Source organism: Paenibacillus sp. FSL R7-0189 (assembly GCF_037969925.1).
GTDB classification, from domain to species: Bacteria; Bacillota; Bacilli; order Paenibacillales; family Paenibacillaceae; genus Paenibacillus_AQ; species Paenibacillus_AQ odorifer.
In genome coordinates, this window is sequence record NZ_CP150223.1 from 6933805 (window position 1) to 6947375 (window position 13571).

Below are 13571 nucleotides of genomic sequence, written 5' to 3' on the forward strand. Positions count from 1 at the left end.
CCTGTGGTTCATTTTTTTGTACAACTCCTACTTTCCTTTAGGATACAGAAGTTTTTTTGTCTTCAACCGGCGCAAAATGACTGGTATCTTCACCGCATACCGGACAGACCCAATCTTCAGGCAAGTCTTCAAATGCAGTGCCTGCAACAACATCCTCATCGGGATCGCCTAATGCCGGATCATAGATATAACCACAGGGTAGACAAATGTATTTTTTCATCTTTATCATCTCCTAAAAAGTTAATAGTTTAGTTCAACCTGGTTTGTACTTCAGCCATAATCTCCTCGATGCTACCCCCGTTAACATCGATCCCCTCAAGGGAGATGCCGTGCTCTACAGCGGTTTTATACCCCAGAGAAGCAGCTGCACCTTGCCAGGATATCGCACCGATCATTGTGTTATCTTTCACATAGATACGCGTATACGCCCCATTGTCATCTCCGCTTATCGCCTTATCGCAATACTGTTCATCCACGTTGCCTATCGAAAATAAAGAGATACCAAAGGCAGTAAACAAGGTAACCGGAACAGCTCTACGATACGCCGTCAGATTGGCAACCATATTACTGCCGGCAATCCGGCCCTGCTCAATCGCTCCGCCCCACAGTCCTTCCACATGCCCGTTAATTTCAGCCACATCTCCGGCTGCATACACTTGCGGATCATTTGTTTGCATTTGTTCATTTACGATAATGCCCTGCCGGACTTGAATATTCGAGCCACTTACCAGTTCCGTATTCGGTACAATACCAATAGAGTAGACTACATGGTCACAGGAAAAATGAGATTGGTCATCCAGCGTAATTCCGGTAACAAACTCTGTTCCTGTAATAGACGCCACATCTGCTTGAAGAATAACCTTCACACCTGCTTGTTCAAGGTTCTCTTTAAGGAGCTGTGAGGATTTCTCATCAAGCTGTCTGCCCATCAACCGGTGAAAAGCTTCGATCACCGTTACCTGATATCCAGCTTCATGCAGCGCCCAAGCGGTTTCGATTCCCTGTACTCCCCCACCGATTACGGCTACATGGCTGCCATCCTGCAGGTTTTCTTTCAATCTGTCCGCGTCGTTCATATCCCGGAGGGTATGAACATTGTTCAGGCCGAAGCCCTCAAGGGAGAGTGCACGATTCTTCGCTCCCATACACAATAAAAGCTTATGATAAGAAACACTCTGCCCATCTTCTGTCACAACAATTTGCCGGTCCGGGTGGACAGAACGGATTCGGGTCGAGGTTTTTACGGATATTCGGTTATCGCGGTACCATTTTTCCTTTTTAATCAGCACCTTCTGACTGTGCAGGTCGGTAAACAGCCCTTTGGTCAGCTTAATCCGGTTATAGGGCAGTTGACTTTCCTCCCCGAGGATCGAAATTTCCGATTCTGCATCTTGATCACGGATGGCTTTGGCGGCATGGACGGCGGCAACTCCTCCGCCAACAATAACGTAATGTTTTGTCATCCTATGCTCCCCTCCCTAAAATGAACTCAGCAGCAAATCCGATACAAATTCAGCCGCATTTTTAATTTTTTGAACTTTCTCAGGCTCTTTCGGGGAAAACCTGATTCGTACAGGGAACTCTACATGTGTCATCCCCGTGGATTTAATAACCTCAGATGTGCTTTGCACCGTCATGTTTGTTCCATTCAGATAATCCTGAATGACTTCAATGGCTTCACCACTCCAACCGTAGGAGCCAAAGGCTGCAGCAAGTTTGCCTTCCAGATTCATATTGTGCAATTCTTTCAGAATGTTCTCCAGATTCCCAATCATGTCCGCGTATTTAGTGGAGCTGCCAATAAAGACCGCGTCAGCTGACGTTATGCTGTTCAGAATATCGGTGGCACTGCTTTTATCTGCATCCCAGACCTCTGTCTCAATATTATTTTCCTGCAAGCAATCCTGTATAATTTTGGCCATCTTCTTGGTACTGTTTTTGATGGTGGTATAAACGATGGTTGCCTTTTTTCCTTGCGTCGTTTCGCGGCTCAATGTGGCGTACATCTCGATATATTTACGTATGTCCTCCCGGATCACAAACCCATGGGAAGGAGCGATCATCCGGATCTCAAGATCCTTAACAGCCTCTAACAGTGTTCTTACATATCTTCTATGAGGATGTATAATAGCTGCGTAATAGCCCTGGAAATCTTCCGTAATATCAAACCCGGCTTCATCGCTGAATAGATTCTCCACCGCAACATGCGTGCTGAAAATATCACAAGGAAATAAGATTTGATCTTCGATACAATAGGTTATCATCGTTTCGGCGGTATGGAGATACGGTGTTTCTTTAAACAGCAGCGTTTTCCCGCCAATATCCAGCTTGTCTCCATCTTTAACCACCAGGAAGTTCCGGCTATGAAGCTTGTACATTTCCTGCAATTCTGGAACAGCAATCTCGGTGCATACGATCGTGGCATTTGCAGCCTTGGCAGCGAGAGCTGCCAGTCCACCAGAGTGATCAGGCTCTGTATGATTAATTACAATGTAATGAATATCTAGAAGATCAATCATTTCACCCAGGCACTCGGCATATTCACGTCCGAATTCCATATCTACGGTATCAATGACAGTTGGCTTACCTGTTTTTAATAAATAAGAATTATAGGTAGTTCCTTTTGCCAGAATCAGGCGGTGAAATGGAACCTGGCGGTTATCGATTTTGCCTATCCAGTAAGTATCCTCGGCGATTTTTTTGAATTGTGTACTCATTTCTTTAGCCTCCAATGTTTGATTGATAATGTTTATCAACAACCTTATTTTATTATGGTTGCCAAACAAAAAAGAGGATTTGAATCAAATTATAAAAGTTTGAAAAAAATGAATACCTTAAATTTAGACGATCTAAATAAAGTGATTATGCGTTGGGTCACATTTTAAATAAAAAGCCACAAAAATGTTTGCCTTAAAGAAAGAATAACCCATAACAACTTTATGCCATATCCTAATGAAAATAATAAAAAGGTGGATATCCATGACTGAAATACAAATAGCTGCTGTGGGAGATCTAATGGTCAAACGTTATATTATTTCGGATGCTAAACAGCCTGACGGAACCTATTCGTTCAGCCCCCTGTTTGCAAAAGTAGCTCCTTATCTAAAACAGGCTGATTTGACAATTGGCAATCTCGAAACCACCTTTGCTGGAAGTGGCCCCGAATGCCGGAAAAGCCCACGTTCAGGCGGTCCGATATTCAAATGTCCAGACGAACTGGCCCCTGCACTTAAGCAAGCCGGATTCGACGTATTAGTAACGGCCAACAATCATTGCATGGATTATGGTGCCCCGGGTCTGGTTCGGACGTTACGAGTTCTAGACCGTAATGGAATCGACCACACGGGAACAGCTAAATCATTAGAAGAATCCAAGAGAACTCTTATTAAAAACGTCAAAGGAATTACGATCGGCATCCTCTCCTACACAGCAGGAACCAACCGAATTCCTGTACCAGTGAGTAAGCCATGGCTGGTTAACCGGATATCTACGCCCAAAATCATTCGGGAGATTCGAGATTTAAAAAAGAAAGTCGATCTAGTCTTGCTTTATCTGCATTTCGGAAGCGAATACCGTTACACTCCAAACAAGAGGCAAAAAGAGCTGGTCAATCTCTTCTTTAAAAATGGCGCCGACATCATACTGGGGTCTCACCCACATGTTCTACAACCGTTAGCGCTTCGTGGAAAAAAACAATTCGTTATTTACTCATTGGGGAATTTTGTTTCGACTAAACTAATGAATATTCCTTATACACAAAGCGGTATCATTCTTACGCTTAAAATAAAGAAGGATGAAAAAGGACACACGAGTATAACTAACGTAGGTTACATCCCGACTTGTGTAGATCGAAGAATAAAAAGTGGCAGGAAAATTACAGAGATCATCCCCATCCGCGACGCATTAAAGAAAAGCGACACCGACATAAAAACAGAACGGCGAAATCTCATGAATCGAATGTTGAAACATACGACAACAATCTTAAAGAGGGAATAGAGTCGTTACAGAAAAATAACGTTCCGCGGAATTACCGCGGAACGTTATAGATTTAGCGCTCAAAACTGTGTTTGGGTTTAGCGTAAACGATCAGGCATCATTAATTTAAGGAATTCTAGAATACCATTCTCTACTACGAGTTCTTCTCTATCTTGATCAGCAAGTACTCTTCTGATGATATCTTCATTACCCTCCAGCACTTTACTTGTCCAATGAGGATCAATGATAAGAGAACGTCCTACTGCTACTAATTCAGCATTTGTCAACGTGTCCTCTGCGTCCTGTTTGGTACGGATATCTCCGACCCCAATTAAAGGTACACGGCCATTGATTTTCTCATGTACATATTGCAGGATTGATTTTTCTTTAAAATCTTCTGATGCAGATACTTTCTTAAAATCCCCTAATGAAATATGCAGATAATCTAGCTTTTTATCAGCTAATTTATCAATGAGATAAAAGGTATCGGTGATTTTAATTCCAGGCTCTTCATATTCTTCTGGAGAAAAACGATAACCGACAATAAAATCCTTAACCTTTGAATTGTCAACGACAGCAATAACCGCATCCACTAATTGGTTAATGAAATTAAATCTTTTCTCTAAGCTTCCGCCCCATTGATCATCACGACGGTTGGAGTGTGGAGAGAAGAACTGTTGGACTAAATATGTGTTTGCTCCATGAATTTCTACCCCGTCAAATCCAGCTTGAATAGCTCGTTGAGTCGCTTTTTTAAAATCCTCAATTACACCGAAAATTTCATCTTCTGTTAATGCTCTTGGAATTTCTGCATTCGGACGTTCGGCAGCAATGGCGCTGGAGGAAACTGGTTGTACGCCACGTAGTATTTTTGAATCTGTCATTCTTCCTGCATGGAATAGTTGTAAAATAGCTTTTGTTCCATTTCGTTTAATAGTAGATGCTAATCGGCTAAGGCTAGGAATAAATTGATCGGAGGAAACACTAAGTTCACCTTCCCATCCTTTTCCACCCTCTTGTACATTTGCTGCCGCAGTGATGACCGCACCTACTTCGCCCGTTCTTAGTGAATAGTATTTCAATTCATCTTGTGTTACTACACCGTCATAAAAGCTCATTCGCGTGGTCATTGGAGCCATAACCACTCGATTTTTTAATGTCAGTCCTCTGCGAAAAGTTAATGTTGTGTCTAGTGCTATCATCTTTTTCCCAACTTTCATTAAATTATATTTAAACAAAATATTATATACATGCGCATACATATAAATTACAGCAATGATTTATTCTTGTCAACTAATAAACAACTGCTGTTGAATACAGCAAAAAGCACTGTTCAGCGGAACAGCGCTTTTTGCTCGATATGAATCGTCCTTATTTTTCTAGTTCGGCCGGTTTTACAATGGCTGTACCTTTATTATTCTTGGAGTATTTAGCTTCAATTTTCGTGGTGTATGTATCTTTTGCTCCATCACTTACCAGCACATAACTCAGATCGACTGTCAGCTTTTCCGTTTGCCAGGTCTTAGTATTGACGAATAATTTCCACGTTACGCTTTTGGGTTGAACTGTCTCACCATCCCAGAGGTTCTCCTGGTCATAGAGTTTGATTATCCCCTTAGCTGCTGTCGGATCGGTTACAGTGAATTGTAAGACCGTTTGTGCGCCAGCAGTGCTGACTTTCATGGATTTTTTATAACTTTTTACCGAATCAAGCATGGAAACAGGATCGTATTGGCCTTTAGAGTAAAAGGCATCCCATTCCGTTTTCTCCAGTCCAAGCCAATACTGTGCATCAGGATCGATCGGCTCCCCGTCATCGTCGTAACCTGAAGAATCGTCTTCAGATTCATCGATAAGCTCACTTCCGTCTACAAGATAGTAAAACTCCTTATCGTTGGCATACAAGCTGTAAGATGTTTCTAAAAGACTGCTAGCGACAGTACCTGCTGCGGCAAAATTCGGCAGACGGCTGATATCCAGCTTCAGAGTGTTGGTGTTGCTGATACGCACCCCGCCGCTTTGAATATCCTGTTTTTTGGTCACATCCAGATGGAAATTCTTTATTGCTTTGGAGGCTGCCGTTACTTTGCTGATCATCTGATCCGCGGTTACTGCTGTTGAGGTAGCTGCAGACACTACTCCAGGATTAGACATCCATCCGATCGTTCCGGACAGCAATAAAGCACCTACTGCCAAACTAGTACCTATTGTTTTGAAAAAACTGTTCATGTACTTCCCCTTTCGGCCCCTTGCGATAATGTAACGCCGTATAGGTCGAAATAATAAAAGAGCTCAAAATAGACTACATATTCTTAGAGCTATCCTTTATGCTTCATAAGACATCCCTATGGCGGCCTGGCGATCATTTCCTTCTGTCGAAAGGCTTTAGACCCATGGCTTTGTGTCATCATCTTTCGATGATTTTACCTTTAACGCGGACATTCAATTAGTTTTAATTAGCTTACGGACGCATGTCCCACCGCTAATTTTATCATGGTTATAATTACCTGTAAACGACTTATCTTCCATTCGAATTCGCTATGATACTCAGAAGAAATACTAAAGTTTTGCATTTTTCCAATTCTTCCAAGTTTTCCAGATATCTGAGGTTCAGCTGAGTTATACTATCAATCCGTTTCGGTATATCACTATGCTATGATAAGTATGTTTTTAGTTTCTCTATCCATCCAAACATTTTCTTAACATATAACTCTTATAATTATTTTAGTTTTCTTAGAAAGGATGATTTTCATGGTTAATATCCTTGTTGTCGAGGATGATATAAAGCTTAATCAAATTATCTGCACCTATCTTTGCAATAATGGATACGACGCTAAAGGGTGTTTAAACCCACGAGAAGCATATGATTTGATGTATAACAGCCTGTATGACCTTATCATCTCAGACGTTATGATGCCAGAGATTGACGGCTTTGAATTTGCGGAAACGGTTAGGGCTATTAACAAAACGATCCCCCTTCTTTTTGTTACCGCTCGTGATGATATTTCCTCAAAACAAAAAGGGTTTCGCGCTGGAATTGATGATTACATGGTCAAACCGGTCAATATGGACGAACTGGTAATGCGTGTGGGCGCTTTACTTCGACGTGCAAATATTGCCCACGAAAAAAAACTGAGGGTAGGAAGTCTTATGATGGACGCGGATGATATGACAGCAACGGTAAACGATGAGGAAATCCCTGTGACGGTACGGGAATTCAACATACTCTACAAAATGCTTTCCTACCCCAAACATACCTTTTCCCGTGCCCAGCTAATGGACGAGTTCTGGGGCATTGGCAGCGAAACCAGCCTGCGTGCCGTAGATGTATACATCGTCAAACTTCGCGACAAGTTCTCTTGTTGTGTGGACTTCAAGATCATGACAGTGCATGGGCTCGGCTACAAGGCAGTGCTGCAATGAGTAAGAGGCAGGAGCAGCATGCCCGGTTCAAGTCCAAGCGTTTTTCATGGAAAGAGTTTTTGTGGACCTTTATTGTGCTGTCCACGCTAACAGCAGGTCAAGCACTTATATACGACGCCTACATTTCAGTAGAACGCGTTCCAACTCAATACATCTTTGGAATCACTGGATATTGGATCATTGTTGCCTTCATTTTTTGCCTTGTCACCGCACGGCAAAAGTACATCGCCTTTGATAAACCCATGCGTAAACTCAGCGAGGCGGCAAACCAGGTAGCAGAGGGAGATTTTTCAGTCTATCTTGAGCCGCTTCACAGAGCGGATAAAAAGGATTATGTAGACGTGATGTTCGAGGATTTTAATAAGATGGTTGAAGAACTGGGCAGTATTGAAACCCTCAAAAATGATTTTATATCGAATGTATCCCATGAGATTAAAACACCATTATCCGTCATTCATAGTTACGCAATGGCATTGCAAACTGTTGATTTGTCGCCAAAACTTCGAACGGAATATACTGAAACTATCATTTCGGCCTCCCAAAAATTAACGACACTGGTGATCAATATTCTGAAGCTAAACAAATTGGACAATCAGGAGATTAATCACGTTGCAGAGCCCTATGATCTGTGCAGGCAGCTATGCGACTGCGCCCTTACTTTTGAAAATTATTGGGAAGAAAAGAACATCGAATTTGTGGCGGATATAGAGGACCGTGCTATCATTCATGCCGACGAAAGCATGCTAGAGATCGTATGGCTTAATCTCCTCTCCAATGCTTTGAAATTCACACCCCCTGGCGGTAGCATCACCTTATCGCAGACTTCAGATGAAGATACAATTACGGTTATGGTATCAGATACTGGCTGCGGAATGGACGAGGAGACGATGAAACATATTTTCGATAAATTCTATCAAGGCGATACTTCTCACTCCGGGGAGGGTAACGGCCTTGGTCTTGCTCTTTCACTGCGTGTTATTGAACTAGTCGGTGGAACCATATCTGTTAAGAGTGAGCTACGCAAGGGCACGACATTCACAGTCCAATTAAAAGCTGAGAAATAAGTAATTCCCTTAAACCATAATTCATTATCTTGATAAGATCAAAAAAAGCAGTCTGAATTCGCAAAACGAATTCAGACTGTTTTTTTCATTAAACAGAAATACACCTCAATTCCAGTTCATTACGATTCTTCAATTAATATTTTATAAACAATTTGCAAGCAATTCATAAATATATCGACGGTAAAATGATCACATCAGGTGAGGCAGCAATTGTTCGACAAATTAACTTTTTAAAATAAAGGAGAAATTATCATGAGTGAGATCACAAGAAATGAATCTAATTTTATCGGCTATGAGTACAAAGATATTACAGTAAAACGCAAAATGGAGTCGGTATATACAGACGGATATAACAATTTTGGCTGGGCGCTGGAAGGTACTTCAACCTCAGTTCAGAATGTTGGTTCCGTAACCATAAAGTTCAAGCGGGACCGCAAGATCCGTAATAAAGTTGAACTGACCCGCCTGCAACGCCAGTTTGACGCCGCTGTTGCCGAAATTGAGACACTGGAGAGTTCCAAAGTCATCGGTGCTTCTGTGGTTGCCTATGTTATTGGTGTTATTGGAACATCGTTTATGGCTGGTTCTGTATTTGCTAATCAAGCTGACATGCTGCCGCTTTCTATAATTCTAGCAGTCCCCGGTTTCGTAGGCTGGATCATCCCATATTTTCTCTTCAGCAGTATCAGCAAGAAAAAAACGAACAAGGTAGCGCCTCTGATCGATCAGAAGTTTGACAAGATTTACGAGGTGTGTGAAAAAGCTAATGCTCTACTAGGAAAGTAAGACACTGATACGAGATTCTGAAGACCCATTACAACATGAAGGGAGGAGATAAATATTAAGGATTTACTTGACCGCAACCTGTTAGATTATCAAGACCGAGCTGCCGTAACAAACGTTGCTTCACTTATTATTAATGCTTTGATGGGCATCGGCAAGTTGATCCTCGGTCTCTATCTCCTTTCCGGATGGTTCATCATAAACGCGTTGTATTACTTAATCCTTTGTGCCGCAAGAGGTCAGGCACTGTATAAATATACAGTGGCCAAGAATACCGAGGACCCCGAACAAAGATATAATATAGAATTTCATGTCTATCAGCGAAGTGGTGCTTTCCTTTGTCTTCTAGGAATCACTTATCTGTTAGTCTGTATGAGGATGTACTTTGTCGGTGATGTGATAATATTCAGAGGTTACATTGTTTATCTGGTAGCAACTATTGCTTTCTCCAAGCTTGGGTTTGCCATTTACGGAACTATGGCTAACCGGCATCTGAAAGGTCCTATTGTCTCTACGCTGAAAATAATTAGCTTTATAGATGCAATGGTTTCCATTGTGGTGACTCAATACACTCTGCTTTTGATGGAAAAATCCGCTAATGCAATCAGCTCCAGCGCATTGTTCGGGATGGGATGCAGTGTTTTATTTTTTCTTCTAGGGATTTACATGCTGCTAAAAAAGAAAAAGATTCCACTTCCAGAGGGTGTACAACAAAGTGAAGTAACGTGAAATTGAAACCCCAAAAATGATCAGTGAGACAATGATTAGTGAGACTGAGCCTCACATGAGGAGTGAATAAGGAATGGTTAGAGAGTTTATTGTCCTGTTTGTTGGCTATCTCATCCTCAGAGAGTACTTTAATCATGCCTAGTGTTTGCAACCTTTGTGATTGCTAATAATTAATATCTGTGTAAGAAAAACAACTCGTTTATTAATGAGTTGTTTATTTGTTTACAGTGAAACGGAAGCCTTCACTAAGTGAGGAGGCCTGCAATTTCTGCTGGGAAATCGAGAAAAAACCGTTCCTTGGTAAAATACCGAGAAACGGCCACAGTTTATAGCTACCTTAAATAGTTCTACTTCGACCTATTCTCAATCAGTTGCTGCAACCGAATACTTGAGCTTTTGATACTGCCGATAAATTCGTAAATGATATCGATATTTTTCTCCTGTTCCTGAGTCGTTGCCAGCATCTCTTCCGTTGCCGCAGCATGCTTTTGGGAGATATCAGAGATATTCTCAACTTGTACGCTCACTTGTGAAAAGATTACACTCACATGATCGGTCATATCCAGTTCGTTTGCTATGAATCGATCAATACGCTCAAATGCAGTCTTAATGCTGTCGAAGCTTTCGAGTACTTGCCCGCTGATCGTCTCTCCTTCTTTAACAGCGATAATACCATTATTCGCCTTCTCAACTACAAGCTGAGTCTTACTTTTGATATTGTTAATAATTCCGTCGATTTGCTTAACTGTATTTAAGCATTGCTGAGCTAGTTTTTGGATTTCTTTGGCTACGACAGCAAACCCCGCACCGGCATCTCCAGCCCTTGCGGCTTCAATATTAGCGTTTAAAGCTAGCAGATTAGTTTGATCAGAAATCTGGTTGATCGCACCCAGGAAAGTATTTACATCATCCATGCTTTGGTTTAATTCCTCGACTGTGGTCAATGAGTCCGTTACCGCTGTGTTGATAATGTTCATTTGTTCGCCCATTTGATGAATCCTGTCTGAGCTTTGGCGGACTACTTGACCAGTAGCTTCCGAGGTGCCGGCCAGACTTTGGGACAACTGGTTGATTTCGGACATCTTCCTATCTGCCTCATGCATCATTCCGCTGATATGAGTGATGCTTTCCGACTGGTCTATAATTCCTTCCGCTACTTCCTGGATATTCGCAGTTATCGTATCGCTGATATCCTTTAAAACTCCGATATCGTTATTGCAATGCGCGATATCGACATTTAACCCGGATGTGTTTTCATGAATAACACTGACCATTTTATCCATCGCCGCCAAAAGCTCTTGGGCTTCGGCCTCTTTGCGAAGAGATAACTGGATCAAATCGGAACTTCGTTTACAAACAAAGTATAAAGCCACAATAGTCAATTCAATAAAACCTATGGTCATAAAGAAGGTTGTATCGAATTGATGATGTTCTGAATAATAGATTACGAAATACGAAAGATTATACATCCCGCCAAAACCATAAAGCAAAGCTTTGTTTAAATACAAGGAAACCACGCAGAGTACAACCACGATCAACATTCCCGCACCGGGCGATTCTATGTATGGAATGGTACATGTCAAAATGGCAACTACTAAAATGACTGTGGTCTGAAGCTGATATTTCTTTTTGAAAATAAAAAATGTGACAAACAGCAGTTCCAGCAAAAGTGAGAAAACCACCTCCACTCTTACCTGATCGCCACCAAGAAAAAAACAAAATCCGATCAAAGCAAACCATAAAATACTTGCAATAATTTTGTTGACTTTTGCTGCGTAGGCCTTCAAAAAACTATCATTCATTAACATTCCTCCAAGCATTCTGTGCTGTAGTCTGTTTATCTGATGCTGCTCTATTATCTTTTACAGATGTTAAATAAATGTTAAACAAGTCGTGGTTATTAGAATTAATATCTCATTAACAAGTGCCTAACAACTCAGCAACATTTTAAGTACACACTGAGGATGTTGCTTGAGAAGTTGCGACACAGAATTGGTGGCGTTATGCCTATAAGAGGACCAGCAACTGATTGTAAATAAAGATTTGAAAGGATGTAGTGGAGTGAGTAGAGAGAGAGAAGTAAACATCAGTACCTTAAGAAAAGGACCCATTTTGTTCGTAATGATTTTCGGCGCCTTTCTTGCGACGTTGAATCAGACGGTAATGGGTGTTGCCATGCCAGAATTAATGAATGATTTCAATATTTCTGCTGCAACCGCTCAGTGGCTAACAACTGGTTACATGCTGGTGAACGGTGTGTTGATCCCGATTACAGCTTATTTAATGCAGCGTTTCACTACCCGCCAGCTTTTCCAGACTTCCATGTTCATTTTCCTGACTGGAACGATCGTTGCGGCCATCGCGGCAAGCTTCCCGGTTCTGTTGACAGGACGTTTGATTCAGGCAACCGGCGCAGGGATTATCATGCCACTGCTCATCAATGTCATTTTAACGCTATTCCCTCCTGAAAAAAGAGGTGCTGCCATGGGCACGGTCGGATTGGCCATCATTTTTGCCCCTGCGATCGGACCTACTCTGGCCGGATATGTTTTGGAACATTACAGTTGGGAAACCATGTTCTATGGAATAATTCCACCCACTGTCGTTGTTATTGTCTGCGGATTTATATATTTGAAAAATGTATCGAAACGCTCCTATCCCAAGCTTGATATGATTAGTGTCGCCCTATCCACTATCGGATTTGGATCTTTGCTTTATGGGTTCAGCCGGGCTGGCAGCGCGGGGTGGACGAGTGCGGAGGTGCTCTTGGCTCTTGGTGCGGGCACCCTATCCCTTGGTTTATTTATTTGGCGGCAGCTGGCTTCTCACAACCCGCTTCTTGATCTCCGGGCCTTCAAATACAATATGTTCTCCTTAACCACCGTTATAAGCATCGCAGTTACAATCGTGATGTATGCAGATATGATTTTGCTTCCTCTGTACCTTCAGAGTGCCCGCGGCTATTCGGCTATGGAGTCGGGCTTGCTTCTGCTTCCCGGCTCGCTTGTGATGGGACTACTCATGCCAGTCACCGGAAAGCTGTTCGACCGGTTCGGGGCAAAATGGCTTGCCATCATCTGTCTGCTAATAACAATCTCCACGACTCTAAGCTTTATTAACTTAACGGACTCAACTAGCTACATCTATCTGGTTTTCATGTCAACAGGCCGGCAGATCGGAATGGCAATGTTCCTTATGCCTATACAAACTGCAGGATTAAATCAATTGCCGGCTAAGCTTAATGCACACGGAACCGCCATTTCCAATACCGTAAAACAAGTCGCCGGCGCTATAGGTACTTCTTTGCTTGTAACTATCATGATGAGCCGTACCGCGACTCATATGCAGCAGCTGATGGCGACAAATGTCGCAAAGAGTGCAACACAGGATCACATGATGATGGAAGCTACCATCCAGGGCATCAATGATGCCTACCTCGTTATTGTAGGAATTGGCATCCTTGGTTTACTACTTTCCTTCTTCATCAAACAAGTTGGACCTTCAACCGGGAAGAAGTCCGAAATAAAGTTAAAAAAAATTATCGCCAAAAAAGCCTGAGTTAAAGTATATTACGTAAAAAAAGCATAAAACGGATTC

12 protein-coding genes and 1 riboswitch are annotated in these 13571 nt (G+C 42.1%); of the genes, 6 read left to right on the forward strand and 6 right to left on the reverse strand.

Annotated features, from left to right (window positions below):
* Positions 1 to 37: 37 nt before the first annotated feature.
* The 3 genes from rd to MKY63_RS30640 are packed head-to-tail and all read right to left on the reverse strand — an operon-like array spanning position 38 to position 2717.
* Positions 38 to 220 (reverse strand): rubredoxin, encoded by a 183-nt coding sequence (gene rd, locus MKY63_RS30630; RefSeq protein ID WP_076130123.1) that lies wholly within the window; start codon positions 218 to 220, stop codon positions 38 to 40.
* Between the two features lie 28 nt (positions 221 to 248).
* Entirely contained in the window at positions 249 to 1463 is a 1215-nt protein-coding gene (locus MKY63_RS30635) for an FAD-dependent oxidoreductase (protein ID WP_339810969.1), read from the reverse strand.
* 15 nt (positions 1464 to 1478) lie between these two features.
* Positions 1479 to 2717 (reverse strand): FprA family A-type flavoprotein, encoded by a 1239-nt coding sequence (locus tag MKY63_RS30640; RefSeq protein WP_339810971.1) that lies wholly within the window; start codon positions 2715 to 2717, stop codon positions 1479 to 1481.
* Positions 2718 to 2979: 262 nt separating this feature from the next.
* On the opposite strand from MKY63_RS30640, the gene MKY63_RS30645 reads away from it, so the two are divergent.
* Complete coding sequence (locus MKY63_RS30645) at positions 2980 to 3996, forward strand: CapA family protein (RefSeq protein WP_051491609.1); 1017 nt, start codon at positions 2980 to 2982, stop codon at positions 3994 to 3996.
* 77 nt (positions 3997 to 4073) lie between these two features.
* On the opposite strand, the gene MKY63_RS30650 is transcribed toward MKY63_RS30645, so the two are convergent.
* The gene (locus tag MKY63_RS30650) at positions 4074 to 5237 is read right to left on the reverse strand and encodes an NADH-dependent flavin oxidoreductase (protein ID WP_254924647.1); all 1164 of its coding nucleotides are present in this window, start codon (positions 5235 to 5237) and stop codon (positions 4074 to 4076) included.
* A 109-nt stretch (positions 5238 to 5346) separates the two neighbouring features.
* On the reverse strand, positions 5347 to 6204 hold the full coding sequence (locus MKY63_RS30655) for a DUF6612 family protein (protein WP_339810973.1): 858 nt from the start codon (positions 6202 to 6204) through the stop codon (positions 5347 to 5349).
* Positions 6205 to 6321: 117 nt separating this feature from the next.
* A riboswitch (cyclic di-GMP riboswitch) is annotated at positions 6322 to 6413 on the reverse strand.
* 313 nt (positions 6414 to 6726) lie between these two features.
* On the opposite strand from MKY63_RS30655, the gene MKY63_RS30660 reads away from it, so the two are divergent.
* The 4 genes from MKY63_RS30660 (at position 6727) to MKY63_RS30675 (ending at position 9974) form a co-directional block, all read left to right on the forward strand.
* On the forward strand, positions 6727 to 7398 hold the full coding sequence (locus MKY63_RS30660) for a response regulator transcription factor (protein WP_038569850.1): 672 nt from the start codon (positions 6727 to 6729) through the stop codon (positions 7396 to 7398).
* Positions 7395 to 8462 (forward strand): HAMP domain-containing sensor histidine kinase, encoded by a 1068-nt coding sequence (locus tag MKY63_RS30665; RefSeq protein ID WP_038569848.1) that lies wholly within the window; start codon positions 7395 to 7397, stop codon positions 8460 to 8462. Before MKY63_RS30660 ends, MKY63_RS30665 begins: the two co-directional genes overlap by 4 nt.
* A gap of 252 nt (positions 8463 to 8714) precedes the next feature.
* Positions 8715 to 9248, forward strand: coding sequence for a hypothetical protein (locus tag MKY63_RS30670; protein ID WP_038569845.1), 534 nt, complete (start codon positions 8715 to 8717; stop codon positions 9246 to 9248).
* Positions 9249 to 9623: 375 nt separating this feature from the next.
* Entirely contained in the window at positions 9624 to 9974 is a 351-nt protein-coding gene (locus MKY63_RS30675) for a hypothetical protein (protein ID WP_256717608.1), read from the forward strand.
* Between the two features lie 347 nt (positions 9975 to 10321).
* Here MKY63_RS30675 and MKY63_RS30680 read toward each other — a convergent pair whose 3' ends face one another.
* Positions 10322 to 11776, reverse strand: coding sequence for a methyl-accepting chemotaxis protein (locus MKY63_RS30680; protein WP_339810976.1), 1455 nt, complete (start codon positions 11774 to 11776; stop codon positions 10322 to 10324).
* Positions 11777 to 12095: 319 nt separating this feature from the next.
* Between MKY63_RS30680 and MKY63_RS30685 the strand changes: the two genes are divergently transcribed.
* Complete coding sequence (locus MKY63_RS30685) at positions 12096 to 13532, forward strand: DHA2 family efflux MFS transporter permease subunit (RefSeq protein ID WP_339813660.1); 1437 nt, start codon at positions 12096 to 12098, stop codon at positions 13530 to 13532.
* The last annotated feature ends 39 nt before the right edge of the window (positions 13533 to 13571 follow it).

Bases quoted from the DNA above. Each gene is read 5' to 3' on its own strand.
- MKY63_RS30685 (WP_339813660.1), top strand. From the start codon at position 12,096: ATGATTTTCGGCGCCTTTCTTGCGACGTTGAATCAGACGGTAATGGGT.
- rd (WP_076130123.1), bottom strand. From the start codon at position 220: ATGAAAAAATACATTTGTCTACCCTGTGGTTATATCTATGATCCGGCA.
- MKY63_RS30640 (WP_339810971.1), bottom strand. From the start codon at position 2,717: ATGAGTACACAATTCAAAAAAATCGCCGAGGATACTTACTGGATAGGC.
- MKY63_RS30650 (WP_254924647.1), bottom strand. From the start codon at position 5,237: ATGTATGCGCATGTATATAATATTTTGTTTAAATATAATTTAATGAAA.
- MKY63_RS30660 (WP_038569850.1), top strand. From the start codon at position 6,727: ATGGTTAATATCCTTGTTGTCGAGGATGATATAAAGCTTAATCAAATT.
- MKY63_RS30645 (WP_051491609.1), top strand. From the start codon at position 2,980: ATGACTGAAATACAAATAGCTGCTGTGGGAGATCTAATGGTCAAACGT.
- MKY63_RS30675 (WP_256717608.1), top strand. From the start codon at position 9,624: ATGTACTTTGTCGGTGATGTGATAATATTCAGAGGTTACATTGTTTAT.
- MKY63_RS30680 (WP_339810976.1), bottom strand. From the start codon at position 11,776: ATGAATGATAGTTTTTTGAAGGCCTACGCAGCAAAAGTCAACAAAATT.
- MKY63_RS30635 (WP_339810969.1), bottom strand. From the start codon at position 1,463: ATGACAAAACATTACGTTATTGTTGGCGGAGGAGTTGCCGCCGTCCAT.
- MKY63_RS30665 (WP_038569848.1), top strand. From the start codon at position 7,395: ATGAGTAAGAGGCAGGAGCAGCATGCCCGGTTCAAGTCCAAGCGTTTT.
- MKY63_RS30670 (WP_038569845.1), top strand. From the start codon at position 8,715: ATGAGTGAGATCACAAGAAATGAATCTAATTTTATCGGCTATGAGTAC.
- MKY63_RS30655 (WP_339810973.1), bottom strand. From the start codon at position 6,204: ATGAACAGTTTTTTCAAAACAATAGGTACTAGTTTGGCAGTAGGTGCT.